General features: G+C 45.8%; 24 protein-coding genes and 1 other annotated feature. Of the genes, 10 read left to right on the forward strand and 14 right to left on the reverse strand.

Annotated features, from left to right (window positions below; genetic code table 11):
* Window positions 1-232: 232 nt before the first annotated feature.
* From MKY92_RS24665 to MKY92_RS24680, 4 genes are all read right to left on the reverse strand, one after another.
* Window positions 233-2,182: a penicillin-binding protein 2 gene (locus MKY92_RS24665; RefSeq protein ID WP_339297974.1), complete on the reverse strand. Its 1,950-nt coding sequence runs from the start codon at window positions 2,180-2,182 to the stop codon at window positions 233-235.
* Between the two features lie 394 nt (window positions 2,183-2,576).
* Window positions 2,577-4,616 (reverse strand): penicillin-binding transpeptidase domain-containing protein, encoded by a 2,040-nt coding sequence (locus MKY92_RS24670; protein ID WP_339297975.1) that lies wholly within the window; start codon window positions 4,614-4,616, stop codon window positions 2,577-2,579.
* Between the two features lie 105 nt (window positions 4,617-4,721).
* A complete protein-coding gene (locus MKY92_RS24675) occupies window positions 4,722-5,867 on the reverse strand; it encodes a transglutaminase domain-containing protein (protein ID WP_339297976.1) in 1,146 nt (381 codons plus the stop codon).
* An 18-nt stretch (window positions 5,868-5,885) separates the two neighbouring features.
* Window positions 5,886-6,368, reverse strand: a complete 483-nt coding sequence (locus MKY92_RS24680; protein ID WP_174806458.1) for an ATPase — start codon at window positions 6,366-6,368, stop codon at window positions 5,886-5,888.
* A gap of 190 nt (window positions 6,369-6,558) precedes the next feature.
* Here MKY92_RS24680 and MKY92_RS24685 point away from each other — a divergent pair, with 190 nt between their 5' ends.
* Together MKY92_RS24685 and MKY92_RS24690 are read left to right on the forward strand one after the other, a co-directional pair.
* Window positions 6,559-7,734 carry an MFS transporter gene (locus MKY92_RS24685; protein ID WP_339297977.1) on the forward strand — a complete coding sequence of 392 codons (1,176 nt, stop codon included), beginning with the start codon at window positions 6,559-6,561 and terminating at the stop codon, window positions 7,732-7,734.
* A 520-nt stretch (window positions 7,735-8,254) separates the two neighbouring features.
* Window positions 8,255-8,602, forward strand: coding sequence for a toprim domain-containing protein (locus MKY92_RS24690; RefSeq protein ID WP_062837991.1), 348 nt, complete (start codon window positions 8,255-8,257; stop codon window positions 8,600-8,602).
* A 75-nt stretch (window positions 8,603-8,677) separates the two neighbouring features.
* Here the strand turns inward: MKY92_RS24690 and MKY92_RS24695 are convergent, their stop codons facing one another.
* Complete coding sequence (locus MKY92_RS24695; protein WP_237178531.1) at window positions 8,678-9,289, reverse strand: SCO family protein; 612 nt, start codon at window positions 9,287-9,289, stop codon at window positions 8,678-8,680.
* A gap of 424 nt (window positions 9,290-9,713) precedes the next feature.
* Between MKY92_RS24695 and MKY92_RS24700 the strand changes: the two genes are divergently transcribed.
* Window positions 9,714-10,694: a metal-dependent hydrolase gene (locus MKY92_RS24700; protein WP_339297978.1), complete on the forward strand. Its 981-nt coding sequence runs from the start codon at window positions 9,714-9,716 to the stop codon at window positions 10,692-10,694.
* A gap of 116 nt (window positions 10,695-10,810) precedes the next feature.
* Here MKY92_RS24700 and MKY92_RS24705 read toward each other — a convergent pair whose 3' ends face one another.
* On the reverse strand, window positions 10,811-11,032 hold the full coding sequence (locus MKY92_RS24705) for an alpha/beta-type small acid-soluble spore protein (protein ID WP_056702318.1): 222 nt from the start codon (window positions 11,030-11,032) through the stop codon (window positions 10,811-10,813).
* A 120-nt stretch (window positions 11,033-11,152) separates the two neighbouring features.
* Here MKY92_RS24705 and MKY92_RS24710 point away from each other — a divergent pair, with 120 nt between their 5' ends.
* Window positions 11,153-11,353, forward strand: coding sequence for a hypothetical protein (locus MKY92_RS24710; protein ID WP_339297979.1), 201 nt, complete (start codon window positions 11,153-11,155; stop codon window positions 11,351-11,353).
* A gap of 125 nt (window positions 11,354-11,478) precedes the next feature.
* On the opposite strand, the gene trpS is transcribed toward MKY92_RS24710, so the two are convergent.
* A complete protein-coding gene (gene trpS, locus MKY92_RS24715) occupies window positions 11,479-12,471 on the reverse strand; it encodes a tryptophan--tRNA ligase (RefSeq protein WP_036605729.1) in 993 nt (330 codons plus the stop codon).
* Between the two features lie 71 nt (window positions 12,472-12,542).
* Window positions 12,543-12,810, reverse strand: a binding site (T-box leader).
* Between the two features lie 245 nt (window positions 12,811-13,055).
* On the opposite strand from trpS, the gene MKY92_RS24720 reads away from it, so the two are divergent.
* Together MKY92_RS24720 and MKY92_RS24725 are read left to right on the forward strand one after the other, a co-directional pair.
* Window positions 13,056-14,030 carry an aldose 1-epimerase gene (locus tag MKY92_RS24720; RefSeq protein WP_339297980.1) on the forward strand — a complete coding sequence of 325 codons (975 nt, stop codon included), beginning with the start codon at window positions 13,056-13,058 and terminating at the stop codon, window positions 14,028-14,030.
* Window positions 14,031-14,235: 205 nt separating this feature from the next.
* Complete coding sequence (locus MKY92_RS24725; protein WP_339297981.1) at window positions 14,236-14,469, forward strand: alpha/beta-type small acid-soluble spore protein; 234 nt, start codon at window positions 14,236-14,238, stop codon at window positions 14,467-14,469.
* Window positions 14,470-14,548: 79 nt separating this feature from the next.
* Here the strand turns inward: MKY92_RS24725 and MKY92_RS24730 are convergent, their stop codons facing one another.
* Entirely contained in the window at window positions 14,549-14,959 is a 411-nt protein-coding gene (locus tag MKY92_RS24730; protein ID WP_237178528.1) for an O-methyltransferase, read from the reverse strand.
* 273 nt (window positions 14,960-15,232) lie between these two features.
* A complete protein-coding gene (locus MKY92_RS24735; RefSeq protein WP_339297982.1) occupies window positions 15,233-17,032 on the reverse strand; it encodes a M3 family oligoendopeptidase in 1,800 nt (599 codons plus the stop codon).
* Between the two features lie 301 nt (window positions 17,033-17,333).
* Between MKY92_RS24735 and MKY92_RS24740 the strand changes: the two genes are divergently transcribed.
* A complete protein-coding gene (locus tag MKY92_RS24740) occupies window positions 17,334-17,504 on the forward strand; it encodes a YycC family protein (RefSeq protein WP_017692379.1) in 171 nt (56 codons plus the stop codon).
* Entirely contained in the window at window positions 17,501-17,734 is a 234-nt protein-coding gene (locus tag MKY92_RS24745; protein WP_017692378.1) for a hypothetical protein, read from the forward strand. Before MKY92_RS24740 ends, MKY92_RS24745 begins: the two co-directional genes overlap by 4 nt.
* Window positions 17,735-17,746: 12 nt before the next feature.
* Here MKY92_RS24745 and MKY92_RS24750 read toward each other — a convergent pair whose 3' ends face one another.
* From MKY92_RS24750 to MKY92_RS24760, 3 genes are all read right to left on the reverse strand, one after another.
* A complete protein-coding gene (locus MKY92_RS24750; protein ID WP_076254604.1) occupies window positions 17,747-18,478 on the reverse strand; it encodes a DUF2225 domain-containing protein in 732 nt (243 codons plus the stop codon).
* 43 nt (window positions 18,479-18,521) lie between these two features.
* Window positions 18,522-18,899, reverse strand: a complete 378-nt coding sequence (locus MKY92_RS24755) for a globin (RefSeq protein WP_036605723.1) — start codon at window positions 18,897-18,899, stop codon at window positions 18,522-18,524.
* A gap of 244 nt (window positions 18,900-19,143) precedes the next feature.
* Window positions 19,144-19,308 (reverse strand): hypothetical protein, encoded by a 165-nt coding sequence (locus MKY92_RS24760; RefSeq protein ID WP_155984997.1) that lies wholly within the window; start codon window positions 19,306-19,308, stop codon window positions 19,144-19,146.
* A 152-nt stretch (window positions 19,309-19,460) separates the two neighbouring features.
* Between MKY92_RS24760 and ylbJ the strand changes: the two genes are divergently transcribed.
* Window positions 19,461-20,714 carry a sporulation integral membrane protein YlbJ gene (ylbJ, locus tag MKY92_RS24765; protein WP_339297983.1) on the forward strand — a complete coding sequence of 418 codons (1,254 nt, stop codon included), beginning with the start codon at window positions 19,461-19,463 and terminating at the stop codon, window positions 20,712-20,714.
* 104 nt (window positions 20,715-20,818) lie between these two features.
* Entirely contained in the window at window positions 20,819-21,622 is an 804-nt protein-coding gene (locus tag MKY92_RS24770) for an NAD kinase (protein ID WP_221823620.1), read from the forward strand.
* Between the two features lie 28 nt (window positions 21,623-21,650).
* Here the strand turns inward: MKY92_RS24770 and MKY92_RS24775 are convergent, their stop codons facing one another.
* The gene (locus MKY92_RS24775; protein WP_339297984.1) at window positions 21,651-22,046 is read right to left on the reverse strand and encodes a YutD family protein; all 396 of its coding nucleotides are present in this window, start codon (window positions 22,044-22,046) and stop codon (window positions 21,651-21,653) included.
* A gap of 14 nt (window positions 22,047-22,060) precedes the next feature.
* The gene (gene lipA / locus MKY92_RS24780) at window positions 22,061-22,960 is read right to left on the reverse strand and encodes a lipoyl synthase (protein ID WP_017692371.1); all 900 of its coding nucleotides are present in this window, start codon (window positions 22,958-22,960) and stop codon (window positions 22,061-22,063) included.
* Window positions 22,961-23,041 lie beyond the last annotated feature (81 nt).

The raw sequence follows: 23,041 nt of genomic DNA on the forward strand, positions 1-23,041 counted from the left end.
AATTCAATCGTCCCCTTTCCCTCTCCTAAAATACTTGTCTACATCTAATTTTGTTGTACAAGGTATTAATTTTTAATCAAGACTAATAATGTTTCCCTTGTGCAAATTTTATCCGAAGCCAAAAAAAAAGGCAAGGGATTATTTCCCCTGCCTGTCCAAATATATTTAATTCACTTCATAAACCTTTCGGTCACGATGTTAAAAGAGCAAACTTCCGAGACGTTCTTTTGTATTACTCGTTGTCTTTCCCTTCGTCTTTCTTACCTTTCGGCGTTCCATCGAGACCATACACTTCATCATATGCATCGAAAATTTTTCGTGCTATTGGTGAAGCACTGACTGACCCGAATCCACCTTCTGGTACAACAACAGCTACAGCAAGCTTCGGATTATCTCGTGGTGCAAAGGCAATAAACACACCATTCTCTTTTTTGTTCGGTCCGGTCCCCTGCTCTGATGTTCCTGTTTTCCGTGCATAATCGTATGGGAAACCGTCAAATGCACTTACTTTGGTAACCATTCCTTTGTGCACTTCATTCCAGTGCGCATCGGCAAAATCAACTTCATTAAGCACCTTAGGTTTGATCTCTTTCACCACATTGCCGTCCGCGTCACGGATTTCCTTCACCAGATGTGGTTCCATCCGCTTGCCCTTATTGGCAAGCATGGTGGTATATTGTGCGAGTTGCATCGTGGTGTACTTGGCTTGCTGTCCAAACGAGGCAAATGCCAAACGTGTTAGAGCTGATTCGTCTTCATTAGTATATTCTAGCCTACCCAGAAATTCATTAGGCAGATCTACACCAGTGGACACACCCAAGCCAAATTCCTGCATGTGTTTATGCCAGACATCGATACCTTTCTCTGAGCCATATTTACTTAACAAACGTTTCCCCACCATATCAATCATGAAGGCATTGGAGGATTTCTCAATCGCTTTTCTCGCCGTAATAGAACCATTATAAGCAGAATGCGAGTTCTTCACTTGTCGGCCATCTTTCCCCAAAACCGCATATCCCTGATCATGATAGGTCTGTCCTGCTGTAAATAATCCCTCTTTCAATCCAATCAGGACACTTAACGGCTTGATTACTGATCCAAGAAGTATAACGGATTCCGCCCGACTAGGCTTGGCATCATTCGGTGGGAACGACTCGGTGGTTCCGTTCCGGAATACAAACTTGATTTTGTCATAATCCCAATCGTTTGGATCATAATCTGGCATACTTGCCATAGCCACCACATTCCCCGTATCCACTTCCATGGCTACTGCGTATCCGGTAATTGCCTTCGGAAGTCTGCGCAATTCGTCCGTTATCGCCTCTTGTGCAGCCATCTGAATCTCCTTGTTAATGGTGGAAACCAGACTGTAGCCTTTCTCCGGTGGTGTTTGTAACATCGTCCCATCTGGCAGATTACGTGCGTCAATATCAATGGACTGATATCCGCTTCGTCCACGGAGTTCTTCCTGGTATTGAAGCTCCAGCCCATCGAAGCCAACCTTTTCTTCTTCATGGTACACAAGACCAGGATCACGCTGGGTACTTGCCCCCTCACGGATGGCCTTATATTTGGCAATGGAATCTGGTGCTCGCTTGAACTCTCTTGTGTAACCCACAACCTGAACCGCTACGCCATCCGGGTCATATTTTCTTATGTTTTCTTCCAGCACCATAACGCCCGGATATTCCGCTTTCTTCTCCATGAAAAAGGCAATTTCTTTGGTCGATAGATCCGACTTCACAAGCCTCGGCACATACCCAAACGTTTTCTGGTAATCCAGATCCAATCGTTTGATGATCTCTTCCGCATCCGGCTGCTCTTTATCCCCTGGATTAAACTGCTTAAACACAGCCGCCAGATCATGAGCCAGTTCCTCTGCTTCCTGTCTACGTTCATCATTCCGATAATCCTCATACAACAACACATACAGGGACTGTACAGGTTCGGAATAAGCCAGCGCGACTTCCCCTGTCGCATCATAGATGGGACCACGAACAGGTGCGAGTGGAATGTCTTTGGTATTACGACTCGTTTCCATATACGTCAGTTCAGGACCCTCCACAAACTGCACAAAGGCTAATCTGAAAATGAGAATACTGAATATGACAAATGCCGCGAAAAAAAACAGATTCAGCCTTGCGGTGGAAGGCTTGTTAACAGGTGTATCTTCCTCAGTCATGGGTTTCTTCCTCAATCGGTTAAACATGTTATAAGCCTCTCCCGTTCCTTTATAAAAATAAAATATTTAATCCGTCTTGTGAACGTGTTCAATCCTATATTTAATCCTTTCTCAACCAAGTCTACCAAAGGTTAGCTGTCACGTCTTTCAATATTTGGTTACATTTTCGTAAACAGAACCGCTACACTACCCAATCTCCGATTCCAATGTAAACACTGACATATCAACGTTGTCCCGCTCTCCAGATCGCGTTTACCCTTCCCTTATATAAACGTGGTACAGCTCATATGGTTACATATTAATGCAACTAATTAGTTCACTCTTACGATCCATGCTCCACGTAAAACAAAAAAGAGGACCCACGAAGGGTCCCCTCTGTAACCAATGCCTCACATCACTGTGTGCCTGATTCCGAATCTGATTCTTTATTTTTGTCCTTTTTCGGTACACCGTCGAGACCGAATTCCTCGTCATAGGCATCAAAGATCGCACGTGCAACCGGAGCCGCACTACTCGATCCAAAGCCCCCTTCGGGGATAACCACAGCGACAGCAAGCTTCGGATTATTACGTGGGGCATAGGCGATAAACACCCCGTTATCCACCAGTTTGCCACCTACTACCTGTGTCGATGTCCCTGTTTTTCTGGCAAAGTCATAAGGGAATCCGCTAAAAGCAGATACCTCGGTTGCCATGCCTCGTTGTACTTCATTCCAGTAGGCATCGTTAAACTCTACCGTGCTGAGTACTTTCGGTTTTACTTTCTCGACTACGTTGCCTTCCGAATCCCGGAACTCTCTAACCAGTTGTGGCTCCATCCGCTTTCCTTTGTTCGCCAGCATTGTCGTGTACTGTGCTAACTGCATGGTTGTGTATTTTCCCTGTTGACCAAAGGAGGCATACACCAGCTTGGTCAAAGAACTCTCGATGCTGTCCTTACCATATTCTTTGCGCCCAAGATATTCATTAGGCAGGTCAACACCTGTGGAGATACCTAACCCAAATTTCTCCATGTATTCGTCCCACACGTCGACACCCTTTGCACCATAATTGGAGTAAAGCTTTTTACCAATTTCATCAATCATGAACACGTTCGAGGAATGACGAATCGCATCACGAGGATACAATGCACCATACACATGCCCTGATGAGTTCTGCACTCTGCGATTGTCCCCACCAAAGGTCGTTGAACCTCTATCTGAATATACGGTATTTGTAGTGAAGAAACCTTCTTTCAAACCGATCAATACACTGAGCGGTTTAATTGTAGAACCAAGCAATACAACAGATTCCGCCCGTTTACCTGAATCGTCTGGCGGGAATCCACGAATGGTACCATTTTGATAAATATATTTTATTTTGTCGTAATCTTCAGAACTTATACCGCCAGTTCTCCATACGTTGGTATCATAATCCGGCATACTGGCAGCAGATACGATTTTCCCGGTATCCACTTCCATCGCAACTGCAAATCCGGTCTTGGCATTTGGATGTAATCGACCGGAAACCGGATTCCGATGAAGCCAACTCAACTGATCCAGAATGGCCTGTTCTGTTTTTACCTGAACGTTCTTGTTAATGCTGGAAATCAGGTCGTAACCTTTCTGCGGCGGGGTAGAACCAGCAACACCTTCAGGCAAATTACGCAAATCAACATCAACGGATGTATATCCACTTTTGCCGCGGAGAGCATCCTGATATTGCAGTTCCAGTCCATCAAAGCCTACAAATTCATTCTCCGTATACACCAGGCCAGGATCCGTTTGCGTTTTATTGGCCTCATCCACCTCTTTGTATTTGTTCAAGGACTTCGAACTTCTGAACTTCTTCAAGTAACCGATTGTCTGAACCGCTACCGTATCCGGATCGTAGAAACGTACACTCTCCTCGACGATCTGAATACCTTTGAACTCGTCCTTGTGCTGCAGGAAATAAGCAACTTCTTCCTCGGACAGATCACTCTTGATCAGACGCGGCATAAAACCGTTCGCTTTGCGGGAGTTCAAGTCCATCTCTTCAATAATTTTCTCCACCGTAAGTGACTCTGAATCCTTCAGCTTGTACTGTTCAAACACATCATGCAACCGGGTTGCAATATCCTGTACTTCCCCTATGTTAGGACTCGGTTTCCCATCAACATCCCCATAGTTTTTATAAAGTGTCAGGTAGAGAGACTGAATGGGCTTGGAGTAAGCCAACTTCACCTCACCTGTAGAATCATAGATCGTGCCTCTCACAGGAGGAAGTGGTACATCTTTGGTAATGTTACTTGCTTCTTCCTGACTGAGTTCAGGCCCTTCCACGAATTGCAAAAAGGCCAAGCGTACAATAATAACGCTAAAAATAACAAAGGAAGCGAAGAAAAATACGTTCATTCGGTAACTAAAGCGCCGTTTGTCTGTAAGTTCATCCTTCTCATTGGAATGCTTTTTCATCCATCCTACCTCTTTCATGACTTGATGCATACCGCTCAAACTGGTTCTTCGCGGCATGATAACCTGGCAACGTCGTCATATTCCGGACCCATGTCCGTTGTAATGTTAAGCTGACTGATCCTTTAGATGGGTGTCGGCAAAATTCGGAGGATTAAACCAGTCTCCACTGATTGCCCATGTCGGGTCAAGCGGAACCCAGCTCTCGGAATCACTCAAATACACCTCATTCCACGCATGCGGACCGTACCCTCCCTGGCCGTTATAACCAAGTCCTGTAACCACTTTGACTTCAAGTCCTTGTGAACGGGCCATTACCGCATAGAGACGGGCATAATCAATACATACGCCTTTACGTGTATCAAATGTATTCTGTGGATTCTGTTCATGCCATATGCCCTTTTGCTCATAGTCATCCACTTTACCATAGTCATACTGAATACGTGAACCTACCCAGTCGTATAGCGCTCTTGCTTTGGCTTCATCTGTCGATTGGCCTTTGACAATCTCACTCGCTGCTGATTCAATGTCCGTCGGAATATTGTGGTCGATGACTTCATATTTACGTTGCAGGATGCCGCCCAGTTCCTTTTGCACAGCCTGCGTAAAGACGGGTAGCTTGTCCTTGATGAACGTGCCCGACAACGGTTCGATAACCGATTTGGCCCCTTGCATATAGATCGGGGATGCTTCCACATATCGGCTGAACATGCTTCCAGGGTAAAGACTGACAATCATGAACAAAACCGCAATGACAATCATTCCGCGGACGGAGCCTATGATCGTGCCAATGACTGCACCCGTCAACCGACTAAACATACCTTTAGGCGCACTTTCCTCAGCTGACCCCTGCCTGCTGCTAAAAATAAATGATGAGAGAAACCCGAGAATCAGTCGGATGAGTCCATAGCTAAGTACAAATAATACAGCGAACCGCATTAGCGGAAAATCTGCAATCGCCGTAACCAACGTATAATACATCTGTTCCCACCGGTTCAACTCACGGTTAGGCATGGCTGAAGCATACTCAGACAGCCACTGCTGTACATATGGCGCAAGCCACAACGTTAAACCGATCGACAACAGAATACCAATGACCGCCATAATGCCATCCATCAGGAACCCAAAGAGTCTGCCTGCTGAACGCGAAGCCCCTCTGGACCAACCCTGCAATAATGAAGCAGCCACAATCAGCAACAGCATAATCGTGATGCCATTCAATTCCTTCAGGCTGTCCAGCCAATTCTGCAGCACGTACCGATTCCCCCTTTACTACGATGCTGGTGCTGTTTTGTTCTCCTGTGCCTGTTCGACAAACGTACGTATCGTTTCATTGTCGAGTTTCCATTCGCCAAGTGAAATTCCACGGAAGGTCACATCGACTTTATCCGATTGAGTTCTGCCTTTAATCTCCACATTGGGACTTGTGATGGTGAACGCTCCATCCTGTCCTTTGACGTATTTCGCTTTGGAAGCCTCCTTCAGCATCATGCTGGTTGCTTCCTTCTTCAATGTATCCATCGTGCTGGATTGTACGTCTGTTACTGTCTGTTTGATCTGATCAATGGAGATGCCGCTGTATATCAGTAGAGCCGCAATAATGATGATGGCAATCGCCCATTTCAATACGGTTTTGACCACATTCAGAACAAAGAACAATATGATCAATGCAACCACGATCACCAGCCAGTTCTGCATCACAAACTCTTTGATTACTTCTATGTTCATGACTACACCTTCCGTATTAGAATTCATTCGTAACACTCCCGAATATTATACATGATTTCCGAAGCTGCTGTCAGCTAAGCCCTCTCCCTTAAAAATAAACGGTCTAAGTTCGTCCCGCCGGGCGTACAAGTAGTACCATGAGGTTCTTCCTGGAGAACGGGGAACACGTTCAAGACCTGTAATTTGAACATGCATCGCTTAACAAGGAGGGGCTTATGTGAAAACGGCCATCTGGCTATACCTGTTTTTGTTCCTTGCCGTATTTGATTTGCACGCCCAGTATCCGATTCTGACTCCTTTTGCCATCTCGCTGGGAGCTGCCCCTACCTTCATTGGCTGGATGATGGGCATCTATTCCTTAACACATCTTCCTGGCAATCTGATTGCCGGAACACAAATCGATAAACATGGTAGTCGCCGCTACATTGTATTCAGTCTGCTCGGTGCAGGATTCATCCTGCTCCTGCAAGCCTATGTCCAGACACCATGGCAACTGCTGGCGCTGCGTTCCATCAGCGGGTTTGTGCTGGCCTTTCTGTCTCCTGCATGTCTTGCCCTGCTTGCACAGTTATCCAGCGATCCGGTTAAACAAGGGAAGTATATGTCGGGTCACGGGGTAGTACATACCCTCGCATCTGTGGTATCACCAGCAGCCGGTGCGATCATTGTAGGTTCCATGGGATTCTCGGCTACATTTTCAGGCTTGGGCTATCTGCTTATTCTCACTGGTGTTATTGCTTTCATGACGATGCCTCGTGGCATCATCAAGCAGCAGGAGAGAGTAACGGAACCTGCCAAACCTGACGTTTCACCAGCAGATGCCACAAGTGCATTCCTGCCAGTGTCCTGGCGATACTTTGCCTTGCCTCTGGTGATTGCCTGTGCCCAAGGAATTCTCTTCTTCGAATTACCCCTTCGGGGCGGAGGACAATCGTCCATCATGTCTACCGGACTGCTGTTCTCTATTATCAGTATTGGGGCACTCTTCACCCTCAGCATGTTATTTCTCAACCGGTATTCCCCCAAACTGCGTCTGGTTGCGGGCGTGCTGTTAATGTCCTTGTCTTTTTTTGTGATGGCAGCCATTCCACAAGTTCCGTTGTCCACCGTATTGTTTGTACTCGGGATGTCCAAAGGCATTATCTTTCCAGCTATGGCTACCCTATTTATCCGGCTGAGCGGAGGAAGCAAGTTGGGCCGCATTTTCTCGCTGCAATCCATTGCCACCTCCATCGGCTCTTTCATCGGTCCCATCACAGCTGGACAACTTCGTATCGGGTTATCACCCTATTTCATCGCCTTTGTTTTATTAATGATTGGTATGCTGCTGCTTCCATACTATACATCCAGACGCGAAGCTTCCCTGTCCGATCCGAAAAGCATATTAAATTAGGCCAGTATTTTCATTAGCTTTGCATCATTCCCCCATTTACAGCTAAACTATATAAAATGGACTAACGTTTTACACGTTGATAAAAGCTAACTGGGAAATCTATCTTTTACAATCACCGAAGGTTTTATCTTATTGAAGATCATTAAGGTTGAACAATTAGCCCAAAGGTAGTGAAGGGGACGGAATCGATTTTGAAGAAGCGGTAGCGTTCGCCTAAAAGCTTTCTGTAAGAAAGCTGCTTCGAAAGATTAAGCTGTCTCCATATTTCAACCTATAAAAAATTAATCAGAAAATTTGGAGACAACAGCGATCGGAAGAACGATCCGTAACCGGAACGGCCACTGCCAGCTATTACTTCCCTAATGATACATTTATGAAATAAGACCTCAAACTTGATGGGTTGTTCTATCCAGTTAGCAAACGTGTAAAGAAAGGAGTCCATTTTATATAATCAGTCGATTTCCGCTGCAACATTTCCCGGGGAATGTCGACATAAGCTCTCGAACAAGAGGTGAATATCATGCCTATTCATGTCATTGTGGAAGGTAAGAATGACCGAAGCAAACTGAAACGTTTGGTTGGACCCGAAATCAACATTCTATGTACGTTTGGAACACTTAATTCCCTTAAGTTGGAGACCCTGCGCAAGCAAGTCGGTTATGATGAAGTCTTTTTATTTATGGATAATGACAGTTCCGGCAAAAAAATTAGAGGTGTACTTCGGGATGCTTTCCCGGATGCAGTACAGATGTATACTAGACGAGGATATGCGGGTGTGGAAGGAACACCTGATGAGTATATCATTGCCCAGCTGGAAAAGGCCGGGTTAGAGACATACATCCAATACCCTGAACATCCTTCCTTTTAAAATGAAATACCAAAAGGCTGCCTTTGGGTTGATATCCAACCTGAAGGCAGCCTTTACAATATGAGTATCAGATGATTATTCCTTAATCAGATTGCGAATATCCTCGGCAATGACAGCTGGCACAACGTCCTCTGTATTAAATGCGTTATATACCTTGCGCAGCTGGTTGTTCTCATCCACCAACCCGATCATGTTCATATGGGCAAAATCGTCCTTATTCTCCCCTTCGATCAGGATCTGGAATGAATCCCTGGCCAACTGTTTGGTTTTGTCCATATCCCCTCGCAAGAAGTACCATCCGGAATAATCCGCGTGGAAGCGGTCCGCAAACGTCTTAATCTTCTCTCTTGTATCGACTTTCGGGTCGAATGAAATAGATACAAATGAGACATCTTTACCGAAGCTGTCGTCCTCTTTCAACAGATCCTGCACCTGGGATAACGTAAAGGTCGTAATCGGGCAGACATCCGGACAACTGGTGAAATAAAAGTAGAACAATCGGACTTTCCCTTGCGTATCCTCCAGTGATACCGTACTGCCATCTACATTTTCCATAGAAAAGGATTGGATTTCACGAATCTCGGGTAATTTTTCCTTACTCGCAAATACGGTGCCCCACATCAGATACACAGCCATTATCAGTGCGAGCCCGAGCAGCATCCATGTCCATTTGTACTTTTTCAGCATCTTCCTCGTCCCTTCTGTATCTTCTCTTATGAATACGCATACATATGTGAACCCAAAATCACGTTTGTTTCGCTTCATCCATCTACTGTGACATATGTATTCAAAGAAACCTACTTTTTATGAGATTCTATATTATTGTAACGGTTAAAAGGGACAATGCCCATAAATATTTATGTAACATATCCGACAGCATATTCTCTGATGCAACTTCTCTCAGTATCCGATATAAAGTTTATCATAGGAAACACCAAAATAGTTTGACAAACTGCGTACATTTATTGGGTATAATACAGTTTATTGTTATAAATTTGAAATTAGGGATGTTTTGCATCCTGATAGACGGATATTATACACTATATATGGGTATCACCTAGATAGAGAAGTAATATGCCTTAGAACGATACACCACACAAAGGAGACGTTTATGGATACCTCTACACATTTTGTCATGGGGATTGGTCTAGCCGGTCTGGCTTATGTCGATCCTGTCGTCGCAGCGAGTCCCATGCTTGCAGCTGCGGTAATGATTGGCACGATCGCCGGTTCCCAGGCCCCTGACATTGATACTGCTTTACGTCTCAAAAGCAATTCGCTTTACATCCGGAATCATCGGGGCTTGTCACACTCTCTGCCATTTCTCCTGTTATGGGTTTTGCTCATCACCGGCGTCATTGCACTGATATTCCCTGGTGTCCCTATTGGACACGTTGCCACCTGGACCGCTGTGGCCGTAGGCTTTCACGTATTCACCGATCTGTTCAACACCTATGGAACCCAAGCTGCCCGGCCTTTTACGGAACGCTGGATCGCCTGGAATATCATTCATATTTTTGATCCGTTTCTATTCACTACCCATGTCATAGCTATTCTGTTATGGGCCTTTGATCTGATCGCCCCTGCACCACTCTTCGTTACGTTGTATAGTTTGACCGGTTTATATTATATATGGCGAACGATTGCTCGTGCACAAGCAGTCAGAAAAGTTAGACGTCTCGACAACAGCCCAGAGCAGGCAAGATACATCATCATTCCAACGATATCCTGGAACCGCTGGCATGTGGTTAAACGAGTTGAGGACGGCAGTTATGTGATCGGGAAAATGGATGGTTCTAATCTGGTATGGAGTCTGCACGCCTCGTCTTCTACTCATGCGGCCGTTGCTGCTTCACGCAAATCACCGGAAGTTAGTGCCTTCCTCTATTTCACCTCCTATGCGGTGGCAGAGGTTGAAGAACTGCCTGCTGGGTACAAGGTCCGCTGGGCAGATGTACGTTATCGACACCGGAAACAATATCCATTTGTCGCTGTGATTGTGATGGATCGGAATTTTGAAACGATTGATACGTATGTAGGCTGGTTAAGCGATGAGAAGATGGATAAAAAACTTTTATCTGCACGCCCTTGACGAAGTGAGCATGGCAAGGCACAATCAAACTTAGGAACTGATACGCGAGAAAGCCCGGTGCGTTTCCGCCCCGGGCTTTCTGTTTATCCTGTTTTGTTGCTGTTGGTTAAAATAAATTATTTGCCAGACCCAGCCAGAGACTGCTCAGCGATTTGTACCAGACGTTTGGTGATATATCCACCCAAAGATCCTGTTTCACGGGAAGTGTAGTTACCATAGTAACCGTCTTGTGGGATAGTTACACCCAGTTCCTGTGCAGCCTCCATTTTCAATTGTTGCAGTGCTGCAGTCGCTTGAGGTACCACCAAGTTGTTTGAAGAACGAGATCCTTGAGCCATAATTTATAATCTCCTTTCAATCTGTGTCTGTAATGTATTGCAAGCTTGCAAGATTATTATGGCTCGTAGGCTTCAGGTTATACGGAATTTCACTAAATTTGTAGATGGAGGTTTTTCCCAATGAGTAAAGGCTTATCCTTATGGTTCGCATTCTCTTCCATTCTCTTGTTAACGGTTTCAGCAATTATGATCTCCTACTCCGGTTGGTTTGCTGCACTACTGTTTGTCCTGTCCATTGCCAACATTGGCTGGGGATTTGTGATTCGTGCCAAAAAAGAACGTCAGGAAGTTCAATCGGCTGTTTCAGAGCCCACTTCTTAAGCGGGTCAGTTTATAGTTCAATAAAGTTCAATAAGAACGCACAAATAAAGAGGAGTCCTTCATTAGGGCTCCTCTTTATTTGTGTTAACTATTTATTGCATGAAATATGAAGATCTTGTTCAGGACTACTGTTTACGTCTTGGAACAAATCCCATACGTTCTTTCACTGCATCCAACGTTTGAGCAGCAACTTCTTCTGCACGACGGGCTGACGTATCCAGAACATCCGCCAATTCGCCAGATTCACGAATCTCATTATATCGTTGTTGTAGCGGTTCAATCACAGATACAACCACTTCAGCCAGTTCCTTTTTGAACGGACCGTACATCTTGCCTTCATAACGCTCAGCCACTTCTTTAAGCGTCATACCTGCACATTCAGCGTAGATGCTCATCAGATTGCTGACTTCCGGTTTGTTTGCCGGATCATATACGACTTCACGTCCCGAATCTGTAGTGGCACGACTGATTTTTTTGCGAATCACATCCGGCGGATCCAGCAGGGCAATATAGCTGCCAGCATTAGGGTTACTTTTGCTCATCTTTGAAGAGGCATCATCAAGTGACATGACCCGAGCACCCACCTGCGGAATATACGGATCTGGAATGGTGAAGTACTCTCCATAACGGTGATTAAAACGTCCTGCCAGATCACGTGTCAGTTCCAGATGCTGCTTCTGGTCCTCACCTACTGGCACAAGGTCAGCATTGTATAACAAAATATCAGCCGCCATTAATGATGGATACACGAACAGTCCCGCACCAACGGAATCTTTACCGGATGATTTATCCTTAAACTGAGTCATCCGTTCAAGCTCACCCATGGAGGTCAGCGTTGTCATCAACCAGCCCAATTCCGCGTGTTGCGGTACATGGGATTGCAGAAATACGTTAGATTTCGAAGGATCAATACCTGCTGCAATAAACAGTGCAGCTACTGCTTCCGACTGTTCACGCAATGCTGCTGGCTCCTGGGCCACGGTGATGGCATGAAGATCAACTACCATGAAATGACATTGATAGTCATGCTGGAGTTTTACAAAATTTTTGATTGCACCAATGTAGTTGCCCAATGTGAGCTTACCGCTTGGCTGAATACCTGAAAGTACTGTTTTCATTACCCATAACGCCTCCCTGATTATATATATACTCCTGCCATTCTCTGCGAACGCAAAAAGGCCCCACATCCGCAAGGGACGTGAGACCGTGGTGCCACCCTTATTCGCTTTTCTTCGATTGCTGCTGACTCTGAATCAAGTCAAGCCGAAGAAATGCCTTCATTGTTCCGTAACGTGGATTATACGGCAGACTCTAGTGGGGCAAGCCCATCTCTGGCTTAACCTGTTCAAACCTACACTCAAGGGTCCATTCGGTAAAGAGCTCACACCGGTTCACATCAACCACCGGCTTTCTGAAGAGGATTCTCTTGCCCTACTTATCCCTGTCATCGATTTCAAGTCATTCAATTCTAATAAATGCTTTCAGAGTTCCATCTTAATGCGCACAGGCGCGAATGTCAAAATGAGTTGAACTTTTTTACCCGAGACATCAAAATCTGTTATGATGGAATTGCTTATCCTGTTGCCTGCTTCACACGAAATAGCGCAGGAAATAGCTGGCATGTACACAACGACACGCCTGCAGCAGTAGCTTCATCACGACTGCTTGCAGACAGATTTCAAGTGGGAAAAGGAGCATCGATATGAAACAAGTGACCAAAGGCCAATGGAATGGTTACGACACGTATATCCTACATAGCCGTGAATTGGAAATCACCCTGCTGCCGCGTCTTGGAAATAATATTATTTCTATTCGCGATTTAGTGCAGGACAGAGATGTCGTCCGCCGTCCGGATGAAGACGATCTTGCCTTTTATCTGCAGAAGCCGTACCATTTTGGCGTTCCTCTCCTGATTCCACCAGGGCGCATTCATCGTGGACAATTCGAATATGAAGGCGTTCGTTACCAATTTGATCAGAACACGGCGAATGACAACCATATTCACGGTCTCCACCGTACCCAATCCTGGTGTGTCAGTGACATTGAGGAAGATGAAGACGGCTGTGCAATTACGACTGAATTACTGACCGAAAATGAAGAGCATTGGATGGCCCAATTCCCGATTCCCCTGAAACTTGAGATGACGTTCAGTCTGCAAAACGCTGTATTTAGCCAGCGTCTGCGAGTCACCAATCTGAGCTCAACACCTGCTCCTTTTGGGATGGGATATCATACATGGTTTTTGTTAGACGGCAAACCTGCCGACTGGACACTGCAACTGCCTGTTTCCGGAATATACGGACAGAATGAAGAACAACTACCGACAGGTGAACTGGAACCCCTGGGTGAATGGTCTGCTCTGAACGAAGGCATCAATTTGCAGGGACGTAACTGGGATACCCTGTTGAAAGCTACCGAAGGTGAACCGGCTACGGCTTACTTACGCAGGCAAGATGGATATACATTGAAATATTCAGCAGATGAAGCATTTTTCAAACATTGGGTTCTCTTTACCAAAGGTGAATCCGATCAGTTCCTGTGCATTGAACCGTACACTTGGCTCCCGGATGCACCTAATTTGGCTTTATCGGATGAACAAACCGGGTTGATTCGCTTGGAACCGGAACAGCCTGTTGAGTTATTTACACGTATTGAGGTTATACCTCCGACAGACTAAGCGAGCTGATCATCCTCTACTTTGCTTTTACGCATATCACCCTATATTTTGATATCCAAATACAACTTGTCGACCCGCATTGGGTCGGCTTTTTTATGTGTCCTGTGCACTGATATTTATCCATATTTTCCCTTACACCATATCATGTATATTTCCTTATTCTCTAACCATACTAACATCACCAACCCATAAGGAGGTGACACATATGTACGGAAATCAAAACCAAGGTAGCGGTAGCCGCTCCAACAACCTGGTCGTTCCCCAAGCAACAGCAGCATTGCAACAATTGAAAATTGAAGCTGCTCAAGAGCTGGGTGTAACGATTCCACAAGATGGTTACTACGGTAACTATACTTCCCGTGAGACAGGTTCTCTGGGTGGATACATCACTAAACGTCTGGTACAAATCGCTGAGCAGCAATTATCGGGTCGTTCGTAAGCTCGTAATTAATGCTTAAGTAGCGTTAAAAAACAAAAGCGGCCTTCTTCGGAAGTGCCGCTTTCTCTTGTGTAACTAATTATGAGGTCGACTCCACATCTGAATCCTTGTATGTATTGGTTCTAGGGTAACGAATCATCAAGCTTGCCATATTGTAATTAGACTCCATCGTTGCATCTACCAAAATCATACCTTGTCTTACTGTGAAATCGTACGATATTTCGCCATGTGTCCAATTGCGTTTGAATTTCAACGTCTCCAATGCCATTGCCCGGAAAGAAGTTCTCTGGGTTTCGTTTAGCCCCCCTTCCTCCACATCCATCTGCCCATCTCGTCCAGCTATCGGATTATGTCGAATACCGAATTTCCCAATTACGTTGTTTCGTATTTGCACAAAAACTACCCCTGAATCTAACCCTGATAACTCATGATCAAGTTCTTTGAATACCAGATCCAACTGTCTCGCTAATGAAAGCTCATCAATTTTCATATTAACACTCTCCTTATATGCTTATAGTCCTATATATCAAGGACTTACGACTCATTATATGACATCATATGTGCTCATTCAACAAAGAACGGCAAAGTTGGGTATTTCTAACTATGATTTGCACAATTAATTGCCATTCCACTTCCTTAAACTGAGCTTTTTCACTTAATTACGACAAAATCTTCAAGAATCGAAAATGAGGATTCTGTACAAAAAAGGCTGGAATCCAGTGTCTGTTAACACGGGATTCCAGCCTTTTCATATCTGTTCAACCTATTTTTCGGTTGCTGTCATCTGTAGAAACTGCTCAATATCGGCAATAACCAAGTCCGCAGCATTTTGCCAGAATTCCGGTTGTGTCAGGTCGGTACCCAGATGTTTCTGAGCAAGTTCTTCGACCGTCATACGCCCTGTATCCCGCAACAAATCATCATATTTATCTGCAAATGCCGTACCTTCCTGCTGCGCTCTTGCATAGATTCCCGCACTGAACATATAACCAAACGTGTATGGAAAATTATAGAACGGTACACCAGTTAGATAGAAGTGCAGTTTGGATGCCCAGAAATGAGGGTGATCTGATGCAAGTGCACCGCAGAACGCTTCCTGCTGCGCCTCCACCATTAATTTGGATAATTCATCCGCGTTGACCAAGCCTTTTTTGCGTTGTTCATAGAAACGATTCTCAAACAGGAACCGGGCATGGATGTTCATAAAGAAAGCCACACTTCGCTGTATCTTGTCTTCCACCAAAGCCAGCTTCTCTTGCTCATCTGTTGCCGCCTGCACCAGGGCATCTGCAACAATCAGTTCAGCAAACGTGGAAGCTGTCTCAGCCACATTCATCGCATAACGTTGATTCAATGCAGGCAACTCTTCCATAATGTGTTGATGATATCCATGACCAAGTTCATGCGCAAGGGTCGACACATTAGACGGTGTCCCGGAGAAGGTCATGAAAATTCGAGTTGCTTTGCTAAGTGGCAAAGACGTACAGAATCCACCTGGACGTTTGCCAGGACGGTCTTCTGCTTCGATCCAGCGTTTCTCAAAAGCCATCTCTGCAAACGAGGAAAGTTTAGGACTGAACTTGGCAAACTGCTCAACAATATTGATGGCTGCCTCATCGTAAGTGATTTTGCCACTTGATTTACCTACAGGTGCATCTACGTCGCTCCAGCTGAGCTTGTCTACCCCCAGCAGTTCTGCCTTCCGCTCCAGATATTGAACAAGTGCAGGTTTGGCACCGTTAATCACATCCCACATCGTATCCAGTGTCTGACGTGACATCCGGTTGATGGCCAGAGGTTCTTTGAGGATATCATCCCAGCCACGTTTCTCATATAACTTCAGACGGAATCCCGCGAGGTGATTCAGCGTGTCAGCGCAGAAATCTTCGACATCGGTCCAAGCCTGCTCCCAGTTTGCGAATACCGTCTCCCGTACATTCCGATCACTATCGCTCAGCTTGTTGGCAGCCTGTCCTGCGGAGAGCATCACCGTTTCCCCATCTTGCTCAAATGGAATGTTCACCTTGCTGACAATCGTGTTGTAGAATTTGCCCCAACCATGGTAACCATCTACACCCAGATCCAGAGCAAGACCTTCCAGTTCAGGCGACAGCTTCTCACGAGCCAGCGTGCGACTCTCGTTTAATACAAATGCCAGCGGCTGAATATCTTCCCGAGCAATCCAAGCGTCCCACACCGAATCCGATGTCTGACTGAGTGTATTATCGAACTTTGATTTGCTGCCGTTCAGCATTGCTGCAATAGAACTGATGGCGCCCTGAAGCTGCTTTGCCTTTTTGTCCTTTTGGTTTTGCGATGAGAGACAACCTACAAACGCAGAACCTTCCGATATGCGGATATAACAGCTTTGCAGCAGTTCCAAAATCGGATCAAATGCAGCCGTCTCTTCTAATGAAGTCGGTGCAGGTGTTTCGTTCAACAGATGTTGCAGTTTACGTACATCCTCTTCCAGTGCAATCAGATACGCAGCGAATGTCTCGGAGGAAGAACCTCCACTAAAAATGGACTCCAGATCCCATACGGGGTGTAATGGCGTTTTCATTTAATAAGGCACCTCTCTCTATAAATTGGATGGTTAGGATTGAATTAAAAACTGGTTTTATGCGTGTCATATCTCTATACTAGAGAAATAGCTACAGAGGTTGTTCAAAAAGTCCACTTTTGATTACGAATCATGCCTAACGGCATTATCAGCATCGAATATGAAATTCAGCCGAAATGTCCGTTGCTCACGTAGTTTGCCTACGCTCCGCTACTCCATTTCTAGCTTCATTCCATCTTCTCGGTACTGAAAACCAGTCTTTTTGAACATGTATTTATAGCAACCTTCAGGAGGTAAACGTATGAAACCTTTACAAGTATCGGCTGATACAGCCGTCAAATTAGCAGAATCCCTGGGCGTACCTTTGGAGCACCTGATGCACATGCCCCAACATATCCTGATGCAGAAGATTGCGGAACTCGCCAAACAAGAAGCCTCCAAACCTTCCGCACCAGAAGGCGAACAAGAATGATTCCGTTTGAGAACAGCTGGCCTTACGATATTGTGATGGGAGACATCTATGTACAGCAATGTCCCTATTGTCATGCAAGCAATGTGCTGCTCCCCCTCAAACCAAAAGAGCTTGTGCTCATTCGCGAAGGCAAAAAGAAATTACTGGTCTTTCCCTGCTGTAATACAAGCATGACCGTGATCGACAACGACAGTGACTACTTGTTATCCAGCCGTCCTGTCCGTAACTAATGCTAGATCAACCTAGAGGGGGCTGCGCTTTGCAGCCTCTTTGTCTGTTTCAAGCATCTCTTCAGGGAGTTCCAACTTACTTGAAATCATCTGCTCACGCAGAACAGCCCACTGTTCCCTTGATGCACGAATCATGGCCGCATCTGTGATCCGCTTGTCATGAATGACCTTGCTGAACCATTGCACTGCTTCATTAAACCGCCCTACCCTGCGGTTCAATTCCCCGAGCAAATACAACAGTTTGGCTTCATTGCCACCCGTTCCTTCACGTTCGAACACCTTCACATAGGCTTCAAGGCTAAATTCAAGAAAACGATGTTCCTGTGCATGGTCCTCCATATAACGATACAACCAAGCGATATGATGCAACAGACCAGCGACGACACGATCTTTCTCCTGGATAACCTGTGCACACAGCAAGGCAAGCTTGTACGTAGCCAGCGCCTGTTCCAGTGTTCGTGCTCCACTATAATCACGTTTAACCCAGCGGTTACCGATCTGTTCCTTAAAAGCCTTGCGCTGAGCATCATTTAAATGCTCCGTTGCGTTCTCCGTCGTGGCAAACCCGCACTGCGGACAGATGCGAACCACATAAAAATCTGGATTCTCCAGCTTGTAGTACGCACAAAAATCTGAATCCGTCCGGTATGGCCTTTTTAAACTCGGTCTTACCCGTGAGGTCTCATACTCGGTTTCGCAATAATGGCAGGTCACTTTCACCTTATACAGCGGCTCTAATTCCAATCTTTTCCATCCCTCTCCCGTACGCTTGTAATCATATTCTGAACTACGGTGTATTTACAAAATGATGTGCAGGCCCGGATAAACGCTGCAGGATAAACGAATGCAAGGGCTCCTCCACACCAATCTGTGTTAAGGCTTGATCCATACATGCAAGCCAAGCCTCAGCCCGTTCAACCGTCACTTCAAAATGCATATGACGAGCACGCATCATCGGATGTCCAAACGCCTCGGAAAACAGCCCTGGGCCTCCAAAAAACTGAGACAAAAACATATACTGCTTGTCGATGACCGGCTGAATATCTTCCGGGAAAAGCGGAGCCAGCTGCTCATTCTGCTGAACGATTGGGTAAAAGGCCTCGACCAGTGCGCGAACACCTTTCTCACCGCCAAGATTGTCATAAATACTCAAACTGGGATTCATTCGTCTGATTCCCCTTTCTGATGTCGAATTTTGCCATATATTACACGTTCCATGAACATTGTGAAAACAGTAACAATAACCAGGCTCCAAAAGCCTTTATCTCCATTCTATCAAAAAAAACCAAAAAGTCCTATATAACATGAATTCATCAGGACATGTAACCTGCCATCTGTATATAGGACCTTATTCAAAACATAACACAAAAAAAGCGCCAACCGCTTGGGTTGGCGCACTAGATATTTCATTAATAACTCCGCCAGTCCTCTTCCTCAGAGCGTACCAGCGAGGCACGTATCACATATACAAAAGCACAGACCAGGATTCCGGTGACAAGACTCATGATCATCACTCCATCCGAATTGAATTCCACCTTGGAGACAATTAGGTGACGTTCAGGCGTTTTTCTCATTTTAGCACACATCACTCAAAAACACAGCCACTTTTGCAAGCGCTTTCTACGTATAATTTTGTACTGTTTGTCCACTTTTTCTCATATATTGATGGCAATAACATCACAGACTTCCGCACACCGACCATTCCAAAAATAAAGGAGAAGAATTCATGGCTGCTTCACAACGACTCACCCATGTCCTGGTCACACTCGCTCTCCTGATCCTTTGCGTGTTAATGGTCTTGTATCCAGCGGAAACCTGGCATGCAGGTGTACGCGGACTGTCCATCTGGTGGGACGTATTGTTTCCCTCCCTTTTTCCTTTTTTGGTGCTGTCCGAGCTGCTGCTCGGCTTTGGCATTGTTCATTTTCTAGGTACCTTGCTGAATCCACTGATGCGTCCATTGTTTCGTGTTCCCGGAAGCGGTGGTTTTGTATTTGCCGTGAGCTGTGCATCCGGTTATCCTACAGGGGCGAAACTGACCGCTCAGTTATGGGAACAAAAGCTGGTTACCCGGGAAGAAGGAGAACGGCTCGTTGCCTTCACTACATCATCCGATCCGATCTTCATGATTGGAGCGGTATCGGTTGGGTTCTTCCATAATGTCGCCATTGCTCCAGTATTGGTTGCGAGCCATTACGCTGCAGCTATTCTGGTGGGTATGCTCATGCGTTTTCACGGGGGTACAGCAAAAGGCTCACAGCCAAACATCTCTTCTGCATCTCCATCGGAGGAGATACCTAGAAACAGACTGGTCCGGGCCATCTATGCAATGCATGAAGCAAGAAAGGCTGACGGACGGGCATTCGGTGAACTGCTGCGCCAGGCAGTCTCCTCATCCCTTCGCCTTATTATTATCGTAGGAGGGCTGGTTGTATTCTTCTCGGTCATGATGGAGCTACTTGTCCAGACCGGTTGGCTTGGCGGATTATACGGGATAACCGAGCAGTTGTTACGACATAGCGGACTGCCTCCATCCTTATCTCCTAGCTTGGTCGGTGGGCTGTTTGAAGTAACGCTGGGGAACAAAGAGGCCGGGAGTGCCGGGGCATCCATCCCACTCGTCTATAAAGTGGCAGCAGCAGCCTTTGTTCTCTCCTGGGGCGGATTATCTGTCCATGCACAGATTATGAGTGTTCTTAGCAACACACCCATGAGATACGGTCCTTTCCTATTTGCCAGAGCAATTCATGCGCTAATCGCACCTGTGCTGGTCCTGCTATTGTGGACACCCATGATGGGGCGTTCCTCTTCACCCGTTCTCATGGAGCCCGGTTTCATCCCATCGTTATCAACGTATACACCCGATTGGGGACTGATTTTCTTGTCCGGAATGATTGTTTTTGTAAGCCTCATCGTATTGTTGTTATTCCTTGCGATATTAAGTTCCATTCTCAAGCCTAGACGACATGCCAAAAAATAAGTGAACGATTCATCTATATTTAACTGAATATGCGCCCAAACGTTGTGTTCTTCCGCGGAATTGATTATCATCGGTAGTATAATGACCACAAAGGAGCTTTCATCTTGAGATACTATGTTCAAGACCGCGGAGACCAGTTATCGATTGATCTCAGTCAGCAGTTTCACGCGCTGGCGAAGGAAGAAGGGTTCAAGCTGGATGCAGAATCGCCGGAGATTGTGATCTCCATCGGGGGCGATGGTACGATGCTACAGGCATTTCACAATTTCATCGACCGTATTCCGGATATTGCTTTTGTTGGGGTTCATACAGGCCATCTCGGCTTTTACGCCGATTGGAAGAAGGAAGAATTACGGGAGTTAGTCAGGCTGATGAGTGGCAAAGGAGATCCGGAGCGTCTCAAACCACGCATTGTGCAATACCCGCTATTGGAGCTTGAGATTCGGAAAAAGTCGGGGAATACCTCATACATCGCCCTTAATGAATTTACGTTAAAAGGTGTAGACGGTACCGTCGTGGCCCAGGTCGATATTAACGATGTGACATTCGAGATGTTCCGTGGGGATGGCATCTGTGTATCCACGCCTTCAGGCAGCACGGCATACAACAAGGCCCTTGGTGGTGCCATGGTTCATCCGACCATCGAGGCGATTCAGATTGCGGAGATTGCATCGATTAATAACCGGGTCTATCGGACACTTGGTTCACCGGTTATTTTGCCCAAGCATCATCATTGTGATATTTTCTCCCGCAAGGATCAGCGGTTACTGATGACCATTGATCATGTGAATGTGATGGTGGAGGATCTAATCTCCGTCCGTTGTCAGGTATCCAGTCACAAGGTCAGTTTCGCACGTTTCCGCCCTTATCCATTCTGGAACCGGGTTCGCACGGCATTTCTTGACTAAAATAAACACAGCAAAAAAGCGGTCCTTCTCAGGAACCGCTTTTTGCTTTGGCTTGAGGCTGATCCTTGCTCTTCTGAAGTACAAAGTACGCGCAGCCAAAGTTACAATATTCATTGATATAATCCACCATACTGGCGATCGTGGAATCCTTTGTCGCTTTCGGATGGTTATCACGGTAAAAACCTTTTAACCTCAACTGGCTATAACCCCAGTCCCCGATAATATAATCATAACGCTCCAGCACTTCACTGTAACGATCACGGAAGACCTCTGGATTCCAGCCTTCTTTGTGGTTCTGGACGATTTCATAATTTTTGCCGCCGATCTGTACAATGACCGGTTCTTTGGGTTTTTCTTCAACTGATTCAACAGCCGATTCCTGAACCGGCTCCTGAATCTGTTCTGTGATTTTTTCTTCTTCCAATCCGGTATCCTCCATCACGCGTGTGTTGCCGCCTGTTCAGCATGTTTGGTAGCCGATTTCACCTGTTCATGCGCATGGTAGGAGCTGCGTACCATCGGGCCGGACTCGACGTGGCTGAATCCACGTTTTAATCCTTCCTGTTTCAATGCAGCGAACTCCTCTGGCGGATAATACTTTTCAACATACAGATGTTTCTCCGATGGCTGCAAATATTGACCAATCGTCATAATATCACAGTTCACCGCACGAAGATCATCCATTGTTGATAAAATTTCATTATATTCCTCACCTACACCAAGCATGATGCTTGATTTCGTTGGGATGTTAGGTTGCATTTCTTTGGCACGAGCAAGCAATTCCAGTGAACGTTTATATTTCGCCTTGGCACGCACTTTGTCCGATAACCGCTCAACCGTCTCAATATTGTGATTCAGGATGTCCGGTTTGGCATCCATTACAATCTGCAAAGATTCCCGATCGCCCAGAAAGTCTGGAATGAGTACTTCAACGCTGCACAATGGCAACCGCCGCCGTACGGCCTTTACCGTCTCTGCAAAGATCGTAGCTCCCCCATCCTTCAGGTCATCACGGGCTACACTTGTAATTACGCAGTGTTGCAGATTCATCTGCTCTGCTGCTTCCGCCACACGTTCTGGTTCCTGCAAATCAAGCTCCGTTGGCAAGCCTGTATTCACCGCGCAAAAACGGCATGCCCTTGTGCAAATATCGCCCAAAATCATAAAAGTGGCCGTTCGATTGGCCCAGCATTCATAAATATTCGGACACCGCGCTTCCTCACATACCGTATGCAGCGTTTTGGAACGCATCATCGTTTTCATTTCCTGATAGTTATCGCCGGTTGTCAATTTGATCCGAATCCAATCCGGCTTCGGTTCTTTAACACGTTTTGCCAATGCATAAACCTTCTTTCTAACTGAAGTTAGGCTGTTGCTCGGAACATATTATACCATGAAAGCGCTGGAAAAACCCCCATT

The sequence above is a fragment of the Paenibacillus sp. FSL R5-0623 genome (assembly GCF_037974265.1).
Taxonomy (GTDB): domain Bacteria; phylum Bacillota; class Bacilli; order Paenibacillales; family Paenibacillaceae; genus Paenibacillus.

Bases quoted from the DNA above. Each gene is read 5' to 3' on its own strand.
- MKY92_RS24670 (WP_339297975.1), bottom strand. From the start codon at position 4,616: ATGAAAAAGCATTCCAATGAGAAGGATGAACTTACAGACAAACGGCGC.
- MKY92_RS24745 (WP_017692378.1), top strand. From the start codon at position 17,501: ATGATTCCGTTTGAGAACAGCTGGCCTTACGATATTGTGATGGGAGAC.
- MKY92_RS24695 (WP_237178531.1), bottom strand. From the start codon at position 9,289: ATGCTGAAAAAGTACAAATGGACATGGATGCTGCTCGGGCTCGCACTG.
- MKY92_RS24755 (WP_036605723.1), bottom strand. From the start codon at position 18,899: ATGAATCCCAGTTTGAGTATTTATGACAATCTTGGCGGTGAGAAAGGT.
- MKY92_RS24735 (WP_339297982.1), bottom strand. From the start codon at position 17,032: ATGAAAACGCCATTACACCCCGTATGGGATCTGGAGTCCATTTTTAGT.
- ylbJ (WP_339297983.1), top strand. From the start codon at position 19,461: ATGGCTGCTTCACAACGACTCACCCATGTCCTGGTCACACTCGCTCTC.
- MKY92_RS24690 (WP_062837991.1), top strand. From the start codon at position 8,255: ATGCCTATTCATGTCATTGTGGAAGGTAAGAATGACCGAAGCAAACTG.
- MKY92_RS24705 (WP_056702318.1), bottom strand. From the start codon at position 11,032: ATGGCTCAAGGATCTCGTTCTTCAAACAACTTGGTGGTACCTCAAGCG.
- trpS (WP_036605729.1), bottom strand. From the start codon at position 12,471: ATGAAAACAGTACTTTCAGGTATTCAGCCAAGCGGTAAGCTCACATTG.
- MKY92_RS24680 (WP_174806458.1), bottom strand. From the start codon at position 6,368: ATGAATTCTAATACGGAAGGTGTAGTCATGAACATAGAAGTAATCAAA.
- MKY92_RS24700 (WP_339297978.1), top strand. From the start codon at position 9,714: ATGGATACCTCTACACATTTTGTCATGGGGATTGGTCTAGCCGGTCTG.
- MKY92_RS24720 (WP_339297980.1), top strand. From the start codon at position 13,056: ATGAAACAAGTGACCAAAGGCCAATGGAATGGTTACGACACGTATATC.
- MKY92_RS24710 (WP_339297979.1), top strand. From the start codon at position 11,153: ATGAGTAAAGGCTTATCCTTATGGTTCGCATTCTCTTCCATTCTCTTG.
- MKY92_RS24665 (WP_339297974.1), bottom strand. From the start codon at position 2,182: ATGACTGAGGAAGATACACCTGTTAACAAGCCTTCCACCGCAAGGCTG.
- MKY92_RS24740 (WP_017692379.1), top strand. From the start codon at position 17,334: ATGAAACCTTTACAAGTATCGGCTGATACAGCCGTCAAATTAGCAGAA.
- MKY92_RS24725 (WP_339297981.1), top strand. From the start codon at position 14,236: ATGTACGGAAATCAAAACCAAGGTAGCGGTAGCCGCTCCAACAACCTG.
- MKY92_RS24760 (WP_155984997.1), bottom strand. From the start codon at position 19,308: ATGAGAAAAACGCCTGAACGTCACCTAATTGTCTCCAAGGTGGAATTC.
- MKY92_RS24730 (WP_237178528.1), bottom strand. From the start codon at position 14,959: ATGAAAATTGATGAGCTTTCATTAGCGAGACAGTTGGATCTGGTATTC.